At 57.7% G+C, this 22,228-nt stretch carries 16 protein-coding genes and 2 pseudogenes; 1 reads left to right on the forward strand and 17 read right to left on the reverse strand.

Annotated elements, in window-relative coordinates; all coding sequences use genetic code 11:
* Positions 1-495, reverse strand: a pseudogene (locus ACESMB_RS07800) (hypothetical protein); the annotation flags it as partial.
* A 124-nt stretch (positions 496-619) separates the two neighbouring features.
* On the opposite strand from ACESMB_RS07800, the gene ACESMB_RS07805 reads away from it, so the two are divergent.
* The gene (locus tag ACESMB_RS07805; protein ID WP_372925963.1) at positions 620-1,693 is read left to right on the forward strand and encodes a 3-deoxy-7-phosphoheptulonate synthase; all 1,074 of its coding nucleotides are present in this window, start codon (positions 620-622) and stop codon (positions 1,691-1,693) included.
* A 2-nt stretch (positions 1,694-1,695) separates the two neighbouring features.
* Here the strand turns inward: ACESMB_RS07805 and cobA are convergent.
* The 16 genes and pseudogenes from cobA to ACESMB_RS07885 all read right to left on the reverse strand — a co-directional run.
* Positions 1,696-2,517: pseudogene (gene cobA, locus ACESMB_RS07810) on the reverse strand (uroporphyrinogen-III C-methyltransferase); the annotation flags it as partial.
* Between the two features lie 14 nt (positions 2,518-2,531).
* Positions 2,532-3,806, reverse strand: coding sequence for a serine--tRNA ligase (serS, locus tag ACESMB_RS07815; RefSeq protein WP_372971265.1), 1,275 nt, complete (start codon positions 3,804-3,806; stop codon positions 2,532-2,534).
* A 110-nt stretch (positions 3,807-3,916) separates the two neighbouring features.
* On the reverse strand, positions 3,917-5,263 hold the full coding sequence (locus tag ACESMB_RS07820) for a replication-associated recombination protein A (RefSeq protein WP_372925965.1): 1,347 nt from the start codon (positions 5,261-5,263) through the stop codon (positions 3,917-3,919).
* Positions 5,263-5,919, reverse strand: coding sequence for an outer membrane lipoprotein chaperone LolA (gene lolA, locus ACESMB_RS07825; RefSeq protein WP_372925966.1), 657 nt, complete (start codon positions 5,917-5,919; stop codon positions 5,263-5,265). The genes ACESMB_RS07820 and lolA overlap by 1 nt, the downstream gene beginning before the upstream one ends.
* Positions 5,920-5,931: 12 nt before the next feature.
* The gene (locus ACESMB_RS07830) at positions 5,932-8,529 is read right to left on the reverse strand and encodes a DNA translocase FtsK (protein ID WP_372971266.1); all 2,598 of its coding nucleotides are present in this window, start codon (positions 8,527-8,529) and stop codon (positions 5,932-5,934) included.
* Between the two features lie 6 nt (positions 8,530-8,535).
* The gene (locus tag ACESMB_RS07835) at positions 8,536-9,777 is read right to left on the reverse strand and encodes an O-succinylhomoserine sulfhydrylase (protein ID WP_372971267.1); all 1,242 of its coding nucleotides are present in this window, start codon (positions 9,775-9,777) and stop codon (positions 8,536-8,538) included.
* Positions 9,778-9,807: 30 nt separating this feature from the next.
* On the reverse strand, positions 9,808-11,340 hold the full coding sequence (gene purF / locus ACESMB_RS07840; protein WP_372925969.1) for an amidophosphoribosyltransferase: 1,533 nt from the start codon (positions 11,338-11,340) through the stop codon (positions 9,808-9,810).
* A 35-nt stretch (positions 11,341-11,375) separates the two neighbouring features.
* On the reverse strand, positions 11,376-11,945 hold the full coding sequence (locus tag ACESMB_RS07845; protein WP_372925970.1) for a CvpA family protein: 570 nt from the start codon (positions 11,943-11,945) through the stop codon (positions 11,376-11,378).
* Between the two features lie 95 nt (positions 11,946-12,040).
* Positions 12,041-12,673 carry an SPOR domain-containing protein gene (locus tag ACESMB_RS07850; protein ID WP_372925971.1) on the reverse strand — a complete coding sequence of 211 codons (633 nt, stop codon included), beginning with the start codon at positions 12,671-12,673 and terminating at the stop codon, positions 12,041-12,043.
* A 121-nt stretch (positions 12,674-12,794) separates the two neighbouring features.
* Positions 12,795-14,111, reverse strand: coding sequence for a bifunctional tetrahydrofolate synthase/dihydrofolate synthase (gene folC / locus ACESMB_RS07855; RefSeq protein WP_372971268.1), 1,317 nt, complete (start codon positions 14,109-14,111; stop codon positions 12,795-12,797).
* Entirely contained in the window at positions 14,095-15,021 is a 927-nt protein-coding gene (accD, locus tag ACESMB_RS07860; RefSeq protein WP_372925973.1) for an acetyl-CoA carboxylase, carboxyltransferase subunit beta, read from the reverse strand. The genes folC and accD overlap by 17 nt, the downstream gene beginning before the upstream one ends.
* A gap of 41 nt (positions 15,022-15,062) precedes the next feature.
* Positions 15,063-15,875 (reverse strand): tryptophan synthase subunit alpha, encoded by an 813-nt coding sequence (trpA, locus tag ACESMB_RS07865; RefSeq protein ID WP_372925974.1) that lies wholly within the window; start codon positions 15,873-15,875, stop codon positions 15,063-15,065.
* 20 nt (positions 15,876-15,895) lie between these two features.
* Positions 15,896-17,110, reverse strand: a complete 1,215-nt coding sequence (gene trpB, locus ACESMB_RS07870; protein WP_372925975.1) for a tryptophan synthase subunit beta — start codon at positions 17,108-17,110, stop codon at positions 15,896-15,898.
* Positions 17,097-17,726: a phosphoribosylanthranilate isomerase gene (locus tag ACESMB_RS07875; protein WP_372971269.1), complete on the reverse strand. Its 630-nt coding sequence runs from the start codon at positions 17,724-17,726 to the stop codon at positions 17,097-17,099. Before ACESMB_RS07875 ends, trpB begins: the two co-directional genes overlap by 14 nt.
* 7 nt (positions 17,727-17,733) lie before the next feature.
* Positions 17,734-18,630 (reverse strand): tRNA pseudouridine(38-40) synthase TruA, encoded by an 897-nt coding sequence (gene truA, locus ACESMB_RS07880; protein WP_372925977.1) that lies wholly within the window; start codon positions 18,628-18,630, stop codon positions 17,734-17,736.
* A 106-nt stretch (positions 18,631-18,736) separates the two neighbouring features.
* Complete coding sequence (locus ACESMB_RS07885) at positions 18,737-21,955, reverse strand: FimV/HubP family polar landmark protein (RefSeq protein WP_372971270.1); 3,219 nt, start codon at positions 21,953-21,955, stop codon at positions 18,737-18,739.
* Positions 21,956-22,228: the final 273 nt, after the last annotated feature.

Raw genomic sequence — 22,228 nt, forward strand, 5'->3', positions numbered from 1 at the left:
GACCGCAATAGTCAGGGCATCGAGCTGATCCACCAGGGCTCTGTCAGAACGCCCGCCGGAGGCGCTCCAGCCGCGGCAGTCCTGCAGGCTGTCCAGCCACCCAATCAACGTCTCATGGAGTGCCCCGGCACCATCAAGATTCATGCGCCAGGCGAAAAAGAACCTCAGGCGGGCGATGCGACGGGCCAGCTCCGGATGCAGTCCGCTGGTCTTGAGGAACACGCCCATGATGCGGTCGGCAACATAGGCGGAGTTGATCTGCCGAACAGACCATGTCAGTGACACGGAACGAATGACACGGGTAACGGGCTCATCCCTCTGCTCTGTCCAGCAGGACAGCAGCAATGGCCCCCAGTCGCTGGCCGCGTCGGGTGACAGCTTTTGGGCAGGGTATGGAAGATCGGGAACGCGAATGCCGGAAAGCACGTCAGCCATCTTTTCTGCGACCCGTTTCCGGGGCAGGACTTCGCGCTTGTTCTGCGTGCTTTGCTGCATCCGTTCTCCGCGCGTCAGAAGCGTTGAAAAGGTCAATCAAATAACGCAGTATAACCAACTCGCCGGGGTTTACTGCAACTAAACGCCGGCCTGTTATGTTTTATGCGACGGGGATAACAACAGCATGTCGGGTACCAAACTAGAGAATCTGAATGTGGCGAGTCAGGAACCATTGATCACCCCTGAAGCGCTCAAGCAGGAGATGCCGCTTTCCGGCAAAGCCGCGGAAACCGTGGAGAACGGCCGCCAGGCTATTTATGACATCATGGACGGCAGGGATCATCGTCTGTTTGTGGTGGTAGGCCCCTGCTCCATTCACGATGTTGAGGCAGCCCGCGAATACGCCGCAAAGCTCAAGAAGCTGGCAGACGAAGTCAGTGATACCCTGCTGATTGTGATGCGTGTTTATTTCGAGAAGCCGCGTACAACCGTGGGCTGGAAGGGGCTGATCAACGACCCGCACCTGAACGATACTTTTGATATCGAGCAGGGCCTGCATATCGGTCGCCGCCTGCTGCTGGATATTTCCGAGCTGGGGCTGCCGACGGCCACCGAAGCTCTGGACCCGATTTCCCCGCAATATCTTCAGGACACCATTTCCTGGTCTGCCATTGGAGCCCGTACCACCGAGTCCCAGACGCACCGGGAGATGAGCAGTGGCCTGTCCATGGCCATCGGCTTCAAGAATGGCACCGACGGCAGTCTCGATGTTGCAGTCAACGCCATGAGATCCGTTTCACACCCCCACAGCTTTCTGGGCATCGACCAGCAGGGAAAAGTGGCAGTCATCCGCACCCGTGGCAACAACTATGGCCATGTGGTTCTTCGGGGTGGCGGCGGCAAGCCCAACTACGATTCAGTAAGCGTTGCCCTGTGTGAACAGGCACTGGAGAAAGCAAAACTGCGCCAGTCCATCATGGTGGATTGCAGCCACGCCAACTCCAGCAAGGATCCGGCGATCCAGCCGCTGGTGCTGCAGGACATCACCCACCAGATTCTGGAAGGCAACCAGTCCATCCAGGGAATGATGGTGGAGAGCAACCTGAACTGGGGCAACCAGTCAATTCCGGAAAACCTGGCAGATCTCAAGTACGGCGTGTCAGTGACCGATGCCTGTATCGACTGGGAGACCACCGAGAAAGCGCTGCACGATATGCGGGACAAGCTCAAGGACGTGTTGCCGAAACGGCGCGGCTGAGATCAGCCGCCTACCCAGTCCAGCCTGCTCCTGAGGGTTACCACCCTGCCGATCATCACCAGCGTGGGAGCAGGCGCGGCATTCCGCTCCACCCGCTCGACAATATTGGAAAGATCACCGACTACCACCTGCTGTTCAGGTGTGGTGCCTCGCGACACAAGAGCCACAGGCATATCCGCAGGCATGCCATGGGCGATCAGCTGCCGGCAAATAATCGGCAGACCCACCAGGCCCATGTAGAACACCAGAGTCTGGTTATTCTGGACAAAGTCCTTCCAGGGCAGATCGCAGGTATCATTCTTGAGGTGGCCGGTTACAAAACGGACCGACTGGGCATGATCCCGGTGGGTCAGTGGTATTCCGGCATAGGCGGCACACCCGGAGGCCGCGGTAATGCCCGGTACTACCTGGAATCTCACACCGGCGGCCGCAAGGGTTTCAATCTCCTCGCCGCCGCGACCAAAAATGAAAGGATCTCCCCCTTTCAGCCGAACCACCCGACGCCCTTTGCGGGCAAGCTCCACCAACCGGTTATTGATCTGATCCTGGGGCAGAGTGTGGTTCGCCCGCTGCTTGCCTACATGAATCTTTTCTGCAGATTCCGGTATGAGTGACAGGATTTCTGGCGAAACCAAGCGATCATAGAGCACCACTTCCGCCGAATGGATCAGCCGCCACGCCTTGAGGGTCAGCAGTTCCGGATCGCCCGGCCCCGCGCCGACAAGAGCGACCTCTCCTTCCGAACTGTTGGGGTTTTCCGTTACCGGATTCTTGCGGTACCGAACGGGTGCAGGCTTTGCACCAACGCCCTTCCATGGTGCGTCGTCGGATCTCTCACTCATTGGATTCGTTCCATGCCTCCCATGTACGGTTTCAGAACCTCCGGAACCAGAATGCTACCGTCTTCCTGCTGGTAGTTTTCCATGACTGCAATCAGTGCACGGCCAACCGCGAGGCCGGACCCGTTCAGGGTATGCACGGGTTCCGGCTTGTTGGTTTCCGGATTGCGCCAACGTGCATGCATGCGACGTGACTGGAAGTCCCGGGTGTTGGAGCAGGAGGAAATTTCGCGGTACTTGTCCTGTCCCGGAAGCCATACTTCAATATCGTAGGTGCGTGCGGCAGCGAAGCCCATATCGCCGCCACAGAGATCCACCAGACGGTAAGGCAGATCCAGGAGCCGCAGCACCTTTTCTGCGTGGCCTGTCAGTGTCTCAAGAGCGGCTTCGGAGTCCTCAGGGCGAACCACCTGCACCAGTTCCACCTTGTCGAACTGATGCTGCCGGATCATGCCCCGGGTATCCCGACCGTAGGAGCCGGCCTCGCTGCGGAAACAGGGCGTGTGGCACACCATCTTCAGGGGCAGCTCTCCGGCATCCAGAATGGTGTCGCTGACCAGGTTGGTGGCCGGCACTTCTGCCGTGGGAATCAGGTACAACGGCTTCTCACCGTCCATACGGAACAGATCTTCCTCGAACTTCGGAAGCTGGCCGGTGCCGTACAGGGTCTCTGCATTCACCAGATACGGAACATAGGCCTCCATGTAGCCATGCTCTTCGGTGTGCAGGTTCAGCATGAACTGAGCCAGGGCCCGATGAAGCCGCGCAACCGGGCCACGCATCACGGCGAACCGGGAATGGGCCAGACGGGTGGCAGTTTCAAAGTCCAGCCCACCGAGGGCCTCTCCCAGGGCAACATGATCCCTGGGCTCGAAATCAAAGCTTCTTGGCGTCCCCCAGCGACGAACCTCAACATTATCGTCTTCGCTCTCTCCCGCAGGTACTGACTCATCCGGCAGGTTCGGAATCGCGGCCAGGAAGTCGTTAAGTTCCTCCTGAAGCACCCGCAACTCGTCTTCGGCTTCCGACTTCTGCTTCTTCAGGTTTTCCACCTCATCCAGCAGCGGCTGAATGTCTTCTCCGGCGGCCTTGGCTTTACCGATGGATTTTGACCGGCGGTTCTGCTCGCTCTGCAAAGTTTCCGTTTTCACCTGAATCGCCCGGCGGCGTTCCTCAAGCTGATCGAAGGTGGCTTTGTCAAAGTCAAAGCCCTTGATGGCCAGGCGACGGGCGATCTCTTCAGTCTGGGTACGGACACGTTTGGGATCGAGCATGGTTATCCTGAGTTTTCCGGTTCAAAGAAATGTCTGTTTTTCACAATTGACTGGGCATTATACCTGCGAGGAGGTCTGTGGCTACAGCAGGCGCCGTCAGGCAGGGCATTTCAGCGTTGCGGGTAGCGCTTGCGGGTGCTTTTACTGTTCCATTCATCCAGCCTGTCGCGCTTTTCGGCGAGTTTGATTTCCAGGCCCCGGTTTACCGGCTGATAGTATCGCTGTTGATGGATGGCTTCGGGCAGGTAGGATTCACCAGCGGCGAACGCTTCGGGCTCATCATGGGCATAACGGTATTCATCGCCGTGGCCCATGGATTTCAGCAACTTGGTCGGAGCATTGCGCAGGTGAACGGGAACTTCATAGTCCGGTTGATTACGGATATCCGCCATACACTGATTGAATGCCTTGTACACGGCATTGCTTTTTGGGGCCAGCGCCAGATAGGTCACTGCCTGGGCAAGCGCCAGTTCTCCTTCCGGTGAACCCAGTCGCTCCTGGGCTTCCCAGGCGTCCATGGCAAGCTGCAGTGCCCTGGGGTCGGCATTACCAATGTCCTCACTGGCAATCCGGGCCAGCCGGCGAGCCACATACAGAGGATCACAGCCGCCGTCGAGCATACGGCACAACCAGTAAAGGGAACCATCCGGGTCGGAGCCCCGCACCGACTTGTGCAGCGCCGAAATCTGGTCGTAGAAAACGTCACCGCCCTTATCGAAACGCCTGAGGCTGGTCTGCAACACCTGCTCCAGATGGTCGCGGGTTATTGTCAGAGTGCCACTTCCAGCTTCCGGTTCGGCAAGATCCGTTGCCACTTCGAGAATATTGAGCGCGCGCCTGGCATCGCCTCCGGATGCGGATGCCATCAGATCCAGCACCGGTTGCTCAACGGTAAAGCGACCGTCCAGTCCTTCTGCGGATGACAACGCCCGCTCAAGCAGCTCCAGGATATCGTCATCGGAGAGATTCTTGAGGACATAAACCCGGGTACGGGATAACAGCGCGCTATTAAGCTCGAAAGAAGGGTTTTCCGTGGTCGCACCCACGAAGATGAAGGTGCCGTCTTCGATGTGCGGTAGAAACGCGTCCTGCTGGCTCTTGTTGAAGCGATGGACCTCGTCTACAAACAGCAGGGTATCCTTGCCCTCGCTTCGCTTACGCTCCTTTGCCCGCTCCACGATTGAGCGAATGTCCTTCACACCGCTCAGAACAGCGGAGACGGTTTCGAAGCTAAGGTCGCTGAGGTTGGCCAGCAGTCTGGCAAAAGTGGTCTTGCCAACGCCCGGAGGACCCCAGAGGATCATGGAATGGAGCTGCCCCTGTTCCACCGCCCGCCGCAGCGGTTTGCCCTCACCCACCAGATGAGCCTGACCAACGTACTCGTCAAGGCTCCCGGGGCGCATTCGCGCAGCCAGGGGTCGGAATCCCTGCTGTTCCCCGAACAGGCTTTCCTGCATCAGGCCCCGTCCCGGATCACATCCACGTCATCGGGGTACTCAAGGACAAAGGCGCTGTCGCTGACCTCTTCGTTCAGGAGGATATCCTCAAAGCTGAGAACGGTGAGCTGCGCCAGTGAATCTTCCATTCGCATTTCCTGGAGCTCACCCTCTGAGAAGGTAAGCCGCAGGGACACAAACAACGAGTCCTCGCTTCTGGGTTCCAGTGTAAACTCGTGGGTATTGTCACCGGCAGATTGCATCGACACCTTGTAGGTCTCATCCAGGTTGTCGACCTCGCCGCTGAGTAGCAGTGCAGGCGTCGTCGAAACTTTCTCATCCAGGCTGTGAACAGACACCTGCTCGAGGTCCGGATCGTAAACTTCGACCTTGCTGCCATCGCTGACCACAAACTGGGAGTGCGGCTCACTGGTCTCCCAGTAAAACAGTCCGGGACGCTTGGCCTTGAGGGAACCCCGGCTTTCCTGAACGCGGTTGCCGTTCTCGTTCACCACAATCTGGATAAAGTCGGACTGAAAGGATTCGTAACTCTCCAGCATCGAGACAAGTTCAGCAGCAGCATCTTCCCCGCTTTCTTCAGCCTGGACCGGCACCGCGAATACCAACAGCGCTGCCAGTATCGACGCGAGGCCAAAACCTTTTCGTAATTCCGTCATTGATCTGTACTCCTAATCTCGTGGTGGCGGTGGGGCCAGTACTTCGCGGGCACCATTGTGCCCCGCGGCGCTGACTACACCGGATGCTTCCATGGCTTCGACCAGGTTTGCCGCCCGGTTATAGCCGATCTTGAATTTTCGTTGCACGGATGAAATCGAAACACGTCTGCCCTCGGTCACGAACGCCACAGCTTCATCGAACAGGGCATCCCCTTCGCTGTCACCGCCCCCGTCACTCAGGCTGGGCACTCCCGGCAGATTCTCGCCTTCGGCACCATTGAGCACATCATCGACATAAACCGGCTCACCCCGGGCCTTCCATGCACTCACAACCCTGTGCACTTCGTCGTCATCCACGAAGGCGCCGTGGACACGTACCGGCAGCCCCGAGCCGGGTGGCAGGTACAGCATGTCACCATGCCCCAGCAGTTGCTCCGCACCGCCCTGATCCAGCACCGTGCGGGAATCGATCTTGGACGACACCTGGAACGACATGCGGGTGGGGATATTGGCCTTGATCAGGCCGGTGATGACATCCACCGAAGGCCGCTGGGTAGCAAGAATCAGGTGAATACCGGCGGCACGGGCTTTCTGGGCGATCCGGGCAATCAGCTCTTCCACCTTCTTGCCAACAATCATCATCATGTCGGCAAACTCGTCGATCACCACCACGATAAAAGGCAGGGTCTCAAGCTCCGGCCGTTCCTGCTCATCATTCGCCAGATATTCATCCGGCTTCCAGGTCGGATCCAGCAGGGGCTCTCCTGCTGCGACGGCGTCCTTGACCTTGCGGTTGTAGCCGGCCAGATTACGCACACCCAGGCTGGCGAGCAGCCGGTAACGTCGCTCCATCTCCGCCACACACCATCGCAGGGCGTTGGCAGCATCTTTCATATCGGTGACAACCGGCGCCAGTAGGTGCGGGATACCGTCATAGATGCTCAATTCCAGCATCTTCGGGTCCACCATGATGAACCGTACTTCCTCTGGCGTGGCCTTCAACAGCATGCTCAGGAGCATGGCGTTCACACCCACCGACTTACCGGAGCCGGTGGTACCGGCCACCAGCAGGTGAGGCATCTTGGCCAGGTTAGCGACCATCGGATTACCACCGATGTCGTTGCCCAGAGCGAGGGTCAAAGCAGAAGAGGATTCGGTGAATACCCGAGCACTGAGTACTTCACTCAGGCGGACCATTTCCCGCTCTTCGTTGGGAATTTCGATCCCGACAACAGACTTGCCGGGAATGACCTCAACCACACGGACACTGAGAACCGCCAGGGACCGGGCCAGGTCTTTTGCCAGGTTGGAGATCTTGCTCACCTTGACACCGGCAGCAGGCTTGATTTCAAAACGGGTAATCACCGGCCCGGGATTCACCTCCACCACTTCCACGGAGACGCCAAAGTCTGCCAGCTTTTCCTCCAGGAGGCGTGACATATGCTGCAGAGACTCTTCGGAGTATCCCCTCTCCTTGTGTTCCTCCGGCGGATCCAGCAGGGAAATCGGAGGAATGGGGCTCTCGATATCTTCCAGCAACGATGCCTGTTTGCTGCCACCACTGCCGCTGGTCGTTGCAGATTGATCTTCCCGCTTGAACGGAGAGATCTTCAGGGACTTGCCAGCGGGCTGTTTTTTGCTGCTCTTGGGGCCGGTTTCGGTAACCTCCGGTTCCGGCGCACTGTCATCCCGGGAGCTGAAGCTCTCCAGCCGCGCCGGTTCGGCATCATCTGTGGCATGCACCCCTTCCAGGCCAGGCTCGCGCCGTTCTTTCAGCGGTGGAGCCGTCTTTTCCTTCCGTTTTCGCGGCCCGAGACCCGGCAGGCGTCTCCACCAGGGCGTACCGGCACTGTGTTTTGCTTTCTCCGGCACCGGGACCTTGTCACGCACCACTGGCGGCTCTACCGGTTTGCTGGCTGGCTCCGGTGAATCCTTGGGTGGAACGCCCGGGGCCTTCTGTGTCTGGCCCCTGGATGAAAAAAGGTTTCGTACACTGTCGGCGGCGCGCAGTGTGAGGTTACCCAGTTGATCCATCAACCAGAACCAGGACAGCCCGGTACTGACCGTCAATGCGAAGAGGAATATGGAGATCAGCAGAAGGGTTGTTGCCGGCAGATTGAAAAAACGCACCATGGCTTCTGAAACTGCCGCGCCAAGCACACCACCGGACGTAACCCCGAGCCCGAACACTGAATAAAGTGACAGCAGGCTGGTGGCCGACAGCAGGATCAGCAGGAATCCGCCGAAGCGCACCATGAACAGGGGCAGATGCATGTCAATCGGGTCGTTACGGCGACGGATAAGCATCAGCGCATAGGCTGCGATCATCACCGGGAACAGAAAGGCGACATGGCCAAAGAAATCGCGCAGCAGGCTGGCAAGCCAGGCGCCAGTGCGGCCGGCGTAATTCTGAACGCTGGTTTCGTGCCCTATGCTGGCCCATCCGGGATCTGACGGGCTGAAAGTCACCAGCGCCATGCCCAGGTAGATACACAGTGCAATCAGGGCGATTACCGCCCCTTCCCGGGCCCCCTGGGCGAGAAAACGGCGGAACCTCACCTGCTTGTCGGTCAGATCTCCTGATTTCTTTGCTTTTGCGCTCTCAGCCATGAATGCTCAGACAGTTCCCTGACGGTAATTTTCAAGAGCCTCAAACCCGCGCTGCAAGTCGGTTTTGAGATCCTCAACAGCTTCAATACCTACCGAGATCCGTACCAGACTTTCGGTGATACCGGCCTGCTCCTTGTCTTCCGGAGACAGCCGGCCGTGAGTCGTAGTGGCCGGATGTGTAATGGTTGTTTTGACATCGCCAAGATTGGCGGTAATGGAAATCATCCGGGTTGCGTCTATAAAGGCCCAGGCCTCTTCCCTCGCACCTTTCACGGTGAATGCGAGGACGCCTCCGAATCCGCTCTGCTGACGCTTTGCCAGCTCATGCTGCGGGTGGTCGGGCAAACCGGCGTAGTATACCCGGTCCACCGTGCCCTGCCCTTCCAGCCATCTGGCCAACTCTAACGCATTGTCACAGTGAGCTCGCATACGGATTGGTAAGGTTTCCAGGCCCTTCAGGAATACCCAGGCGTTGAACGGGCTCATGGTCGGGCCCGCGGAACGAAGGAAACCGTAGACTTCCTCCATCAGCTTGTCAGAGCCTACTACCACACCACCGACGCAGCGTCCCTGGCCATCCAGGTATTTGGTGGCGGAGTGGATGATGATGTCCGCCCCGTGTTCAAGCGGCCGCTGCAACACGGGTGTGCAGAAACAGTTGTCCACCACAAACAGGGCATCGTTGTCGCGGGACAGTTTGGCCAGGGCCGCCATATCCGCCACTTCACACAGTGGGTTGGATGGGGTTTCGATAAAAATCATCCGGGTTTCCGGCCTCACCGCAGCCTGCCAGCCCGCCATATCAGTCGGACCCACGAAAGTGGTTTCCACGCCGAATCTGGCCAGATATTTCTGGAACAGTACATTGGTGGTGCCGAATACGCCCCGGGAACAGATCACGTGATCACCGGACTTCAGCAACGACATGCAGGTAGCCAGAATGGCTGCCATGCCCGAGGAAGTCGCCACAGCCCGCTCGCCGCCTTCCATCGCAGCAATCCTGGCCTCGAACGCCTGAACCGTCGGATTGGTGAACCGGGAATAGATATTGCCAGGCTCATCGCCTCCGAAACGGGCTGCCGCCTGGGCGGCACTGCCATACACGAAACTGGAGGTCGGAAAAATCGCGTCGCTGTGCTCCAGCTGGCCAGTACGGATCTGCCCTGCCCGGACCGCGAGAGTGTCCACCGACATGCCCTCGAGATCCGATTCCGGGATCAGGACGTGCTCTTCGCGGCGATAGGTCATGACAAACTCCTGTTTACGACCATGGTCTGGTCAGTCTTCATCGTTATACAGATCAATAATACCGTTGTCGGAGGAATCGGAAGAATCTCCGCCACCGGCCTGAAAACGATTTTCATCGTTACGGGCAGCTTCCAGCTTGTTCAGATACGCGGCATCCACATCGCCGGTAACATAGTTGCCGGTAAACACCGAGCACTCCCAGCCTTCAATCTCCGGGTTGACGTCGTTCACGCAGGTAATCAGGTCTTCCAGATCCTGGTACAACAGCCAGTCCGCGCCAATCAGCTCACCGATCTCGTCAACGCTGCGATCATGGGCGATCAGTTCATTGACCGACGGCATGTCGATACCGTAAACGTTGGGGTACCGTACGGGAGGTGCGGCAGAAGCAAAGTACACTTTGCGGGCACCGGCGTCCCGGGCCATCTGCACGATCTCCTTGCAGGTGGTACCCCGCACGATGGAATCGTCCACCAGCATCACGTTCTTGCCGCGGAACTCCAGATCAATCGGGTTCAGCTTCTGACGCACTGACTTCTTGCGCATCTTCTGGCCAGGCATAATAAAGGTCCGGCCGATATAGCGGTTCTTGATGAACCCCTCGCGGAATTTGACCCCCAGCCTGTGCGCCATCTGCATTGCAGACGTGCGGCTGGTGTCAGGAATCGGCATTACCACGTCGATATCGTGATCCGGTCGCTCACGCAGTACCTTCTCGGCAAGGGTCTCGCCCATTCTCAGGCGCGCCTTGTACACCGACACCTGGTCAATGATGGAGTCCGGCCGTGCAAAATACACATGTTCAAACACACACGGATACAGGTGAGGGTCTTCCGCGCACTGCTGGGTATAGAGCGTGCCGTCAGTTTCAATGTAAACCGCCTCGCCCGGCGCGATGTCCCGCACCAGTTTGAAGCCGGCGGCGCTGAGTGCCACGCTCTCGGAGGCGATCATGTATTCCTCGCCTTCCTCGGTTTTACGGATGCCATAGCAGGCCGGACGGATACCATTCGGATCGCGGAAACCGACAATACCGTAACCGGTGATCATGGCAATGACCGCATATGCTCCACGGCAACGCTTGTGTACGGCGCGCACTGCCGCAAAAATCTCTTCCTTGGTCGGATCCAGCTTACCCAGCTTCTGAAGCTCATGGGCAAACACGTTCAACAGGACTTCCGAATCCGAGTTGGTGTTGATATGGCGCAGATCGGTACGAAACAGATCGTTGCTGAGATCGTCGGCGTTGGTCAGGTTACCGTTGTGTGCCAGCGTAATGCCGTAGGGACTGTTGACGTAGAACGGTTGCGCCTCGGCCGAGCTGGAGCTGCCGGCTGTAGGATACCGCACATGACCGATACCCACGTTGCCCACCAGCCGGCGCATGTGACGGGTACGGAAGACATCCCTTACCAGCCCGTTGTCCTTGCGGAGATAAAAGCGCTCATCCTGGAAAGTAACGATACCCGCTGCATCCTGGCCCCGGTGCTGTAATACGGTCAGCGCGTCGTAAAGCGTCTGATTCACGTTGGAAGTACTGACTATCCCGACAATGCCACACATGGATACGGTAATCTCCGAAGCTTTAAAACTGAATGTTAGCGGTACGCAGAAGCGGGTTCCACGTTATCTTCCGGTTGCGGGTCAGAGGAGTCATCCATAGCTCCACCTGCCGGCCCGAGAAAACGGGCAAATTCATCTCCTAGCGTTCTTCTGGACCAGTCTTCCACCACTGCAAGGCGGTCAATCATAATGGATGTGCGCCACCAGGTGTCCTCGGCAAGCGGTGTGTAACGGGTGAAGGCAATTGCCACGACCACCACAACCACACCCCGCAACAGGCCAAAACCCATCCCCAGAACCCGGTCGGTAGCGGATAGCCCGGTGGCCCTTACCAGGTGACCAATCAGGTTGTTGACGATGGCGCCAACGATCAGCGTGGCAAAAAACAGGATGGCAAATGCCGCTATAAGCCGCACCAGCGGCGTTTCAACGGTGCCCTCGAGGAGAGACTGCATCTGGGGGTGGAACGTTCGGGCAATAATGAACGCACCCACCCAGGTTATCAGCGAAAGCGCTTCCTTGATGAAGCCACGTTTGAGACTGATAAGGGTGGAAACAGTAATCAGGGCAATGATGACCCAGTCGATCCAGATCAGCGCATCCATGGAAAACCCGGTGGAAATAAGGAAGCGCGAATTCTATCAGGAAACGTCACCTGACCAAACCGCCCATTGCCCGATAGTGGCCGACGGACACCGCTCTATTTGTCGCCTGAGGTGACCAGGCTGTTGAGGCCGAAGGCTTTGTCGAGAACCTGCTTGGCCTTCTCGGCCTCGGCTTTCTCGGCAAAAGGCCCACTGAACACACGGGTCAGCTCTGCGTCGCCGCGTGTTATCTGCTGCAGGTGGGAGTTATAGCCTTTGTCACGAACCTTGTCCCGCAGATTTCTGGCATTGTCACCGCTGCCGAAACTGCCCAGCTGCACCACCCAGGCCCCCTCGAGGGAACGGGTGAATTCTGCAGAATCCTCTTCTTTCACCGGCTCTTCCGGTTCGGGTTCGCCGGATTCTTCCTGGACGACCTGAGGCTCCTCAACTGTGGGGGCAGGCTCCGGTGGCTCTGGTTCTGAAATTTCCTGAGGCGGCTCATCCAATGAAGGTTCTGGCGCCACTGCGTCCTGGTCATCGCCAGAGGGTTCTTCGATACGATAGGCAGGGGTTTCGGGAACCTCGGGTTCAGGCGTTTCAACCTCCGGGAATGGCGGCTCCTCGGGAATCTTTATGGATGTGGATTCGCGCTCGGAGTGCGGCTCATCAAACATCATCGGTACAAAGATAACGGCAAGCGACACCAGCACAAGCGCTCCGATGATTCTTTGCTTCAGTCCGTCCACGTTACCTTATCCCCTGTTAATCCAAGACACGCCATAATTGACCAATACTGTGCCCGATAGTAACCGCCGCCTACAGAGAACTCAAAGGCTCATCGCAGGCATGACGGATATTTAAGACGGGTTACTTTCCCAGCGCCTCACGGGCCGCAGCAACGGTATAGAACGAACCAAAGATAACGATCAGGTCCTCTTTCGTCGCTTCCGCAAGAGCCAGCTTCAGTGCTTCGTTGACCGACACCGACAACTCCGATGGGTGCTCCCCGGCAATGTCCGCCAGGCGTTCTCCCAGTTCCCGGCATGACAGGCCCCGGGAGATGTCCAGTCCGGCAAGGTGCCACTGATCGACAACCGGTTCCATTGCCCTGGCAACGCCTTCCACATCCTTGTCGGCCAGTGCTGCATAGACTGCAATAACACGCCCGGCCGGCTTTCGCTGCCGGCTGATCCGGGCTGCCAGCCAGGCTGCCGCGTGGGGATTGTGGCCAACATCCGCAATCACATTTGGCATGGACTTCAAAAGTTCGTAGCGTCCGGGCAGCGTAAGCTCCGCAAGCAGCGACTCTATTGCCGCAACCGGCAGGTCAGGTTCAAGCTGACGGATGGCTACAACGGCTGCCGCCAGGCTGTGCACAGGAAGACCGGTATCCGGGATTCTGACTTGGTCACCGTAACGGGCCTGCCTGAGGGTGAATTCACCGGCCGCGTTGACGTCATCCTCAGAAGCTACAAGCTGGTAGGTCTCACCCGGTCGCTCGAGCCGGACCTTCTGGGCAGACACCTGTTGGAGCACCGACGAAGGAGGGTCGATATCCGCGTAAATGGCATCAATACCGGGCCGCAGAATGCCCGCCTTCTCGAAGCCGATGGCTTCGCGATTGTCTCCGAGAAAGGCCGCATGATCTATGTCCACCGAAGTGATGATCGCCAGATCCGGGTCCAGAATGTTCACCGCGTCAAGCCGGCCGCCGAGCCCCACCTCCAGAACCCAGTCGTCCACTCCGGCTTCATCGAATAACACAAAGGCAGCAAGGGTGCCGAATTCGAAATAGGTCAGTGTTGTGCTGCCCCGGGCATCTTCCACCCGCTCGAAAGCGCGAACCATGTCGGAGTCGGTTACATTCGAGCCGTTGATCCGCACCCGCTCATTGTAGTGGTGCAGATGTGGTGAGGTGTAGGCACCGGTGGACCGGCCTGACCTGATCAGCAGATGCTCAAGGGCTACGACCGCACTGCCCTTGCCATTGGTACCGCCCACAGTAATGATCCTCGCCTGCGGGTTACGACGGAACAGGCGCCGCAATACCAACAGAACGCGGTCAAGGCCGAGATCGATTTCGGAAGGATGGATAGATTCGAGGTAACCAAGCCACTGCTCCAGAGTGGCACCGGTGCCCGGCGCCTTCATAGGCCGGGCACCGGTATCATTCGGCGGGGACATCGCTTTCCGGGCGCTCCGACACCTCGAACTCGATCGGTTCTTCGGTGGCCGGTTTCTCCAGGCCAGTGAACTTGGCAAGCAGCGCTGCGATACGCTCACGCATCTGATGGCGATGCAGGATCATGTCGATGGCACCATGTTCCAGCAGGAACTCGCTACGCTGGAAGCCCTCGGGCAGTTTTTCACGCACTGTCTGTTCGATAACGCGAGGGCCCGCAAAGCCAATCAACGCATAAGGTTCGGCAATGTTGAGGTCTCCCAGCATGGCCAGACTGGCAGAAACGCCGCCAAACACCGGGTCTGTCATCACCGAAATATAGGGGATGCCTTCCTGCTTCATGCGCTCCAGCACTGCGGCTGTCTTGGACATCTGCATCAGCGACAGGATAGCTTCCTGCATCCGCGCGCCACCACTGGCTGAGAAGCACACCAGGGGAATGCGCTCTTCCAGGCAGACGTTGGCCGCCTGAACAAACTTTTCGCCAACCACCTGGCCCATGGAGCCGCCAAGGAAGTTAAACTCGAACGCTACCGCAACCAGAGGCGTCTCAAGGCAGGTTCCTCGCATCGCCACCAACGCGTCTTTTTCGCCGGTGGTCTTCTGGTTCTGGGTGAGCCTGTCTTTATAACGCTTGCTGTCTTTGAACTTCAGACGATCCCAGGGCTCCAGTTCTGCTGCGATTTCCCGGCGGCCATCTTTATCAAGAAAGATGTCCAGGCGGCGACGGGCCGTTACTCGCAGATGATGCTGACATTTGGGACAAACATCCAGATTCTTGTCGAGCTCAGGCTTGTAAAGAAAAGCCCCGCACTTCGGGCACTTCTTCCAGAGACCCTCAGGAACCCCGGTCCGTTGCTTGGATTCCGAGCGAATCTTGCTCGGCATGATCTTGTCCAGCCAGTTACTCATGATCTCATCCTGTCCATTGATGCCTGCCGGTTGCCTGTCAGTCAGGAAGCCAGGCTGTCCAGAGCTTCGCGCATCGGGTGAAGCAGATCTGACAGCGCCCGCTTGAGCTGATCAGGATCTGCCTGATTCCGGGCTATTGTATCGACCAGCACACTGCCGACAATTACACCATCGGATACCCGACCGACAGCGGAGGCAGTAGCTGCATCGCGAATACCGAAGCCGACAGCTACCGGAAGTGCTGTGAGCTCGTGAATGTGAGCCACATTCGCGGCCACTTCATCCACATCAATTTTGCCAGCCCCGGTCACGCCCTTGAATGAAACATAGTACACATAGCCGGAACTGTGCTCACTGATTGCACGAATCCGGTCATCGGTGGTAGTCGGAGCCAGCAGGAAAATGGCGTCCAGATTGCGCGCGGTAAACAGCGGAGCCACTTCGTCTGCCTCTTCCGGGGGAAGGTCAACGGTAAGAATACCGTCGACGCCGGCGTCCACTGCGGCATCGGCGAACTTTTCCTGACCCATGGCTTCCATCGGGTTGAGGTAACCCATCAGTACAATGGGGGTTGCATCGTCATTCTCACGAAAGGTCTTCACCATCGCCAGCACCTGGCGCAATGAGGTGCCATGCTTGAGGGCGCGCTCACAGGCCTGCTGGATAACCGGGCCATCAGCCATGGGGTCCGAGAAAGGCACACCCAGTTCGATAATATCCGCGCCTGCCGCTACCAGTGTGTGCATCAGATCAACGGTTATATCCGGATGCGGGTCACCGGCGGTAATGTACGGAATCAACGCCTTGCGACCCTGCCCCTTCAGGGATTTCAGAACCCCTTCAATTCGACTCATGCCAGCTCCTTTGCTGTTGCTTAAACTTCAATGCCATCTATTTCGGCGATGGTCTGCATGTCCTTGTCACCGCGCCCGGAGATGTTAATGACCACCACCTTGTCTTTGTCCATGGACGCTGCGAGCTTGATCGCGTATGCGACCGCGTGGGCCGTTTCCAACGCCGGCATAATGCCTTCAACGCGAGTCAGCTTGCGGAAGCCATCGAGTGCCTCGTCATCGGTGACCGACACATAATGCGCCCGGCCAATATCCTTGAGCCAGCTGTGCTCGGGGCCAACGCCAGGATAGTCCAGGCCAGCGCTGACAGAGTGTGTGCCGGCAATCTGGCCGTTTTCGTCTTCCATCAGGTAAGTGCGGTTGCCGTGCAATACGCCCGGACGGCCAGCGCTCAACGGCGCTGCATGCTGGCCGGTGTCGATGCCAAGGCCGCCGGCTTCAACGCCATACAGCGCCACACTTTCGTCAGTCAGGAACGGATAGAACATGCCAATGGCGTTGGAGCCACCACCAACACAGGCTACCAGGGCATCCGGCAGCTTGCCGGTGCGTTCCAGACACTGCGCACGGGTCTCGCGACCAATCACCGACTGGAAATCACGGACAAGCAGAGGATAAGGATGAGGCCCAGCCACGGTGCCGATAATGTAGAAGGTATCGTCCACGTTCGCCACCCAGTCCCGCATGGCATCGTTCATGGCGTCCTTGAGGGTACGGGTCCCACTGGTAACCGAGTGAACCTCGGCGCCCAGCAGCTTCATGCGGTACACATTCGGAGACTGCCGGCGAATGTCTTCCTCGCCCATGAATACGTGGCATTCAAGCCCAAGCCGGGCACAGACCGTCGCTGTCGCCACACCATGCTGGCCAGCACCGGTTTCAGCAATCACCCGCTTTTTACCAAGGAAACGGGCCAGAAGTGCCTGGCCGATGGTGTTGTTCACCTTGTGGGCACCGGTGTGGTTAAGGTCTTCGCGCTTCAGCCAGATCTGGGCGCCACCGGTTTCACGGCTCAGGCGCTCTGCAAAGTACAACGGGCTGGGCCTGCCCACATAATGCGCCAGGTCCCTGTCGAATTCGGCCTGAAACTCCGGATCGTCCCTGAGCCTCATGTACTCGCGCTCCAGAGTCATCAGCGAATCAAACAGCGTTTCTGACACAAATCGTCCGCCGTAAGCACCGAAGTGACCCCGTGCATCCGGAAAAGCCTTGAGCATTTCTTCAGTCAGTTTCATCGACACGGTGAACCTCATTTATAAAATCAGTGATTTTTTCGACGTCTTTGATGCCTTTGCTACGTTCCACACCGCCACTGACATCAACAGCCCACGGCCGAACCTGTGCCACAGCGCGGGATACGTTATCAGAAGCCAGTCCGCCGGCCAATATCAGCGGAAGGGGGCGGGATTCCGGAATCAGGGACCAGTTAAACGCCTGCCCGGTTCCGCCATATTTGTCCGGGTCCCAGGCGTCAACCAGCAATCCACTGGCATGACAATAATCCCGGAAAGCATCTGCAATATCCGAACTTTGCCGCACCCTCACCGCCTTGATCCAGCGCATACCGAAACTGTCGCAGAACTCCGGCGTTTCGTCGCCATGAAACTGCAGCAGATCCAGGGGCACCTGAGACAACACGCTCTCCACGAATTGCGCTTCCGGATTAACAAACAACCCGGTGGCAGACACAAAGGCGGGCAACGCATTCACCAGGTCCCGTGCAGCATCCGGTGTCACATAGCGGGGGCTGGGTTCGTAGAATACGAACCCGATGGCATCCGCACCTGCCCAGGCCGCGGCGACAGCATCCTGTTTCCGGGTGACACCGCAAATTTTGACTCTGGTTCTCATAAGGCGGCTATCGCTGTTTTCGATGTATGTGAGTCGGAGTGCGGGGCCTGTTGTCCGCGGCACTGAACCAGGGCGATACGAAACCCGGCCCGCATTGTGCCGCCGGTATCGAGAACCCCTCCGGGTAGCCCACATCCACCAGGTAAAGCCCATGGGGCGGAGCCGTTACACCCGCAGCTGTCCTGTCTTTGGCATCAAGTATCTCACGAATCCATTCCGGGTGCTGCTTCCCGGCTCCAACGGCCATCAGGGCGCCGGCAATATTTCGGACCATATGGTGCAGAAACGCATTGGCCTGAATATCAATTACGACGAATTCCCCTTTTCGGGTTACGTCAATTGCCTCGAGAAAACGAATGGGGGATCTGGACTGGCAACCTGCGGCACGAAAGGAGGAAAAGTCGTGCTCTCCTTTCAGAGACTGTGCGGCCTTGTGCATTGCCTGCGCATCCAGTGGCCGGAAGGTCCAGCTGACCTGGCCGCTCAGGATACCCGGTCGCACCGGGTGATTGTAGATAACGTAGCGATATCGCCGGTAGGTTGCTGAAAACCGGGCGTGAAAATCCCCGACACCGTTTCCCGCCCAGTGCACTGCGATATCGGCAGGCAGCGACGTGTTAATGCCCATAACCCATGAACGGGGATTCCTTACCGATGGAGTCTCGAAATGGGCAATCTGGTAACTGGCATGAACACCGGCATCCGTGCGACCGGCGCAAACCAGATCCACCGGGTAGTCTGCCACCTTCGAGACCGCCCGGGTAAGCTCGCCCTGCACAGAGCGGACGCCCGACTTCTGATACTGCCAGCCATGAAATCCCCGGCCATCGTACTCAAAGGCGAGCGCGACACGCCCTGCCCCGATACAACTGTCGGTTGTCAGTGGTTGCGGTGTAAGAAACAATAAAGTGTCCGGATGATTGTGCTGATGACAAAGCAAAACGCCGGCATTAATTCCGGGCTTGGCCCGGTAGCCGGCGTTTTGCGCTTCTGGTCCTGATTATAACGAATCAGGAAAGATTTTTAAGGAGATCCTGCGCTTCTGCTTTCTGCTCCTCGTTTCCTTCCAGTGCGACTTCCTCCAGGATATCCCGGGCTCCGTCCACATCACCCATTTCAACGTAGGCTCGGGCCAGATCCAGCTTGGTGGACGCCTCGTCGGTTCCGGAAAGGAAGTCGAAGTCATCGTCATCGCCGAGATCCGATTCATCAATGTCCGCCGACTTTGAAGAAGTGGCAGCAGACGCAACCGGAGGTTCTTCCTCGGCGACATCACGGGCGTCAGGCAGCTCTTCTTCAACCGCCTCGGCACCTTCCACCGTCTCTTCCGGGTCTGCAGGCTCTTCTCCGCTCAGCGCGTCTTCCAGGCCCAGTTCATCATCAAGTGATGCTTCGGAGTCGTCTTCCATGTCAATTCCCTCGGTGCCTGCACTATCGCCGGTATCCGCGAACTCCTCCATCAGAGCAAGGTCCTCGTCCGAAACATCAAGCTCCAGATCGTCCAGCTCATTTTCATTGCTGCCAGCAGAAGCTTCGTCGTCACTGGCAACCTTGTCCAGTTCGGCGTCCAGTTCATCGAGGAACGACTCATCCAGTGAATCCAGATCGCTTTCCTGAAGACCATCTTCTTCTGGCCCACGTTCCGCAGCTTCAGTGACTTCAGACTCAGACGCTTCCACCTCAGCCTCATCGAGACCTTCATCGAGAGTCTCGTCGAGTTCCAGCGAATCGAATTCGTCAGACTCATCTTCCCCAGCGGCTGTTTGGCCCTCGGCGGTCTCCAGTTCGGCTTCCAGATCATCAAGCTCGAGGCCCAGGTCTTCATCGTCACCGTCTTTCACGGTTTCTTCAGGGGTCTCGTCTTCCAGGGTGAAATCGAACGAATCATCGGTGAGATCGTCGGTCTCTGTCTCGCTCGCGGTTTCCGGGGTTTCTTCCGCAAGCGTATCCTGCTGCTCGTCGGTTGAATCTTCGATTCCGGAGAGATCGTACTCGATCGGGTCATCGGGACCGGATTCGCTGGCGGCTTCCGCTTCTTCCTGCTCATCAAGATCCAGCTCGGAAAAGTCTGTTTCCAGGCTACCGAACTCGTCTTCCTCTTCCTCACCTGCACGGGACTCATAGCGGTCCGCCTCAAGCTCTTCGGAAAGCGTGTCCTCGGACGAGCCGGCAGTCTCATAGGAGTCTGATCTCAGCTGAGACTCGAGGTCATCAATGCTGGGCATTGACTCAGCCTCATCCAGACGCGACCGCAGCTGATGAGCTTCGGCGATGGCCTGCTCATCTTCCAGTGTCTCGACTTCACTCAGTTGCTTGTCGAATGACGCCCGGTCCTGGTTATCCGCGTAAACACCGAGCAGTTTCAGGCGCAGATCAGTTCGGCTGGGCTCGCGTGAAATGGCAGTCTCAAGCGACTGGGCAGCCTGATCCATCCGGCCATAAGCAATGTAGGCATCCGCTTCAGCCAGCGGGTCATCATCCGGGCTTTCAGCGCCTGGCTCATCATCCAGTGTCAGATCGAAAGAATCCGTCTCGCCCTCAGTTCCAGCGTTGAGTTCATCGTAGAACGCCTTTTCACGATTGGCGTTACGACGGGCCAGCAACAGCAGGAGCAAAAGCAGGATCACCAGGCCGCCACCCAGGGCGATCTGGTACATCGAATTGTTGGTGATGGCACTGATGATATTGTCCGGGAAGCCCTTGTCAGGCTGTGCCGGAGGAGTCGAAGGTTCCTGATCAGGCTGCTCAGAAGCAGGCGCTGCCACGTCCGCCTCTTCCTCGCGTTCGTCATCAGCTTCTGTGCCGGCGGTGTCTGAGGCATCTGCAGTATCCTCAGCAGGATCATCCGTCGCCGGCATTTCTGCCTCGTTGGTTTCCTCGTCACCTGCGGCAGTTGCCAGCTGATCATCTGCAGTTTCATCGGCATCGGCAGCATCGGCGTTGACCGCATCGGATTCTTCAGTTTCCCCCTCCGCAAGCTCAGCTTCAGAGCCTGCCTCTGCTTCGACGTCCTCATCCGCTACCTGATCTGCAAGGGGTTCTTCCCCAGGCTCATCAGCGGGTTGCTCTCCGTCGCTCTCGCTCTCGCCATCGCCCTGCTGGATTTCCGCAAGCTGGGTGTTCTTGAGTTCCAGCAGTCGCTGGAGCGTCTCTACCTGCTCCTGCAGGTCGTCAACACGGCCGGTAAGTTCCTCGTTTTCACGACGAGCGCTTTCAAGCTCTTCCATGGCAACGGCAGAACCGGCATCTGCGCCACCGGAGGTGTCGCCATCTCCGCCGGCGGAACCACCCTCATCGGTATCGCGGGAATCGCTGTCATCGCTGGCCAGCAATCTCAACTCGTCGCCTCCGGTTTCGCCCTGGCCTGCCTGCCCGGAAGCGACCTGCGCATCCGCTGTCTCTTCAGTGGCGTCTACCGTGCGTTCAGGAGTCGAAAATGCTTCGTTCTGTGCTGCAACCTGGCGATTGGCCTCGGCACGGGACCGGCTGCGAATATCCTCTATATCCGGTACCCGCAGGACTTCGCCGCGCTTGAGACGGTTGATATTACCGCCAATAAACGCATCCGGGTTCAGTTCCTGCAATGCCAGCATCACCTGCTGCATGGATACGCTGTTGTCCGGGCGAACACTTGCGGCAATGTTCCACAGGGTATCTGACGGCCCTGTGGGCCCAAGGCTACGGCCACGCTGGGACGTGGTTTGGCTGGGCTCCTGAGCCCTTGCCTGAGGTTCAGGTTCGGGTTCAGGTTCTGCTTGCTGCTGTGACGTCTGCGACGCCTGACGAGTGGCAGGGGCTGAAACTTCTTCTTCTACCCCGGAATCCTCGGCGTAGACGGGTGGATCAACCAGAACTGCGTATTCGCGCATTAGCCGGCCATTGGGCCAGGTCACTTCCAGCAGGAAATTAAGATAGGGCTCCCGTAGGGGTTCCCTTGAGGAGACATTGACTACGAGGCTGCCATCACTGGCCGTCGTCACCTCGAAATCCAGTTTGGTAAGGAAATAGTTCCGGTCGATACCAACCCGTTGATAGGCTGATTCGGACGCGATGTTTACAAACACATCGTCGGGGTCAACTCCCTCGCTTTTGCGCAGATTGATCTCTGCGTCCAGAGGCTCATTCAGATAGGACTGTAATTCGATTTCTCCCAGACCCAGGGCCTGTGCGACGCCGGAACCGAGCCCTCCCGCCAGAGCCAGAGCAACCGCAAGCTTGCGTACCTTCATGCTTTTTCCTTACCAGTCTCCGTTATTCGTTACTGTTCTTTGGAACAGATATCGGACGAGGTTGGATGACTTCCGTCTTGATTACTGTCGTTATTATGTAATGTTTTTAATATTCAGTTGCGCAAGTATTGTTGATAATACCTCTTTTATCAATCAATCAGCCGCAGTCCTTGCACCATTTTTTCATAAATGGTTGGGAACATATTGTTACACAACGATGATCCGGTTCCATTGATCAGCCAGAGTCTAGACCACCGGAACAGAAACATGCAC

This window comes from Marinobacter sp. (assembly GCF_041686475.1).
Lineage (GTDB): Bacteria > Pseudomonadota > Gammaproteobacteria > Pseudomonadales > Oleiphilaceae > Marinobacter.

Coding starts and splice junctions, on each gene's coding strand:
- ACESMB_RS07835 (WP_372971267.1), bottom strand. CDS start 9,777: ATGACCTATCGCCGCGAAGAGCACGTCCTGATCCCGGAATCGGATCTC.
- ACESMB_RS07820 (WP_372925965.1), bottom strand. CDS start 5,263: ATGCAGGAAAGCCTGTTCGGGGAACAGCAGGGATTCCGACCCCTGGCT.
- accD (WP_372925973.1), bottom strand. CDS start 15,021: ATGAGTAACTGGCTGGACAAGATCATGCCGAGCAAGATTCGCTCGGAA.
- trpA (WP_372925974.1), bottom strand. CDS start 15,875: ATGAGTCGAATTGAAGGGGTTCTGAAATCCCTGAAGGGGCAGGGTCGC.
- lolA (WP_372925966.1), bottom strand. CDS start 5,919: ATGACGGAATTACGAAAAGGTTTTGGCCTCGCGTCGATACTGGCAGCG.
- trpB (WP_372925975.1), bottom strand. CDS start 17,110: ATGAAACTGACTGAAGAAATGCTCAAGGCTTTTCCGGATGCACGGGGT.
- ACESMB_RS07885 (WP_372971270.1), bottom strand. CDS start 21,955: ATGAAGGTACGCAAGCTTGCGGTTGCTCTGGCTCTGGCGGGAGGGCTC.
- ACESMB_RS07830 (WP_372971266.1), bottom strand. CDS start 8,529: ATGGCTGAGAGCGCAAAAGCAAAGAAATCAGGAGATCTGACCGACAAG.
- folC (WP_372971268.1), bottom strand. CDS start 14,111: ATGTCCCCGCCGAATGATACCGGTGCCCGGCCTATGAAGGCGCCGGGC.
- ACESMB_RS07805 (WP_372925963.1), top strand. CDS start 620: ATGTCGGGTACCAAACTAGAGAATCTGAATGTGGCGAGTCAGGAACCA.
- serS (WP_372971265.1), bottom strand. CDS start 3,806: ATGCTCGATCCCAAACGTGTCCGTACCCAGACTGAAGAGATCGCCCGT.
- purF (WP_372925969.1), bottom strand. CDS start 11,340: ATGTGTGGCATTGTCGGGATAGTCAGTACTTCCAACGTGAATCAGACG.
- ACESMB_RS07875 (WP_372971269.1), bottom strand. CDS start 17,726: ATGAGAACCAGAGTCAAAATTTGCGGTGTCACCCGGAAACAGGATGCT.
- ACESMB_RS07845 (WP_372925970.1), bottom strand. CDS start 11,945: ATGGATGCGCTGATCTGGATCGACTGGGTCATCATTGCCCTGATTACT.